1 protein-coding gene is annotated in these 239 nt (G+C 67.4%); it reads left to right on the top strand.

Going from position 1 to position 239, the window contains the following annotated elements:
* A partial coding sequence (locus tag B4920_RS27775; protein ID WP_139379772.1) for a Tn3 family transposase occupies nt 1-239 on the top strand: 239 nt, incomplete at both ends.

Genomic DNA, 239 nt, shown 5'->3' with positions numbered 1-239 from the left:
CTGGCCGAGCTGGTCAACCACCAGTACCGCCATGCCTTCGCCGCCCACTGGGGCGACGGCACCACCTCATCCTCCGATGGCCAGCGCTTCCGGGCGGGCGGCCGGGGCGAAAGCACCGGGCACGTCAACCCGAAGTACGGCAGCGAGCCGGGGCGACTGTTCTACACCCATATCTCCGACCAGTACGCACCGTTCAGCACCCGCGTGGTGAATGTCGGCGTGCGTGACTCCACCTATGT

The sequence above is a fragment of the Zoogloea sp. LCSB751 genome, from assembly GCF_002028455.1.
GTDB lineage: Bacteria > Pseudomonadota > Gammaproteobacteria > Burkholderiales > Rhodocyclaceae > Zoogloea.
This window is presented reverse-complemented; position numbering and strand designations above follow the sequence as displayed.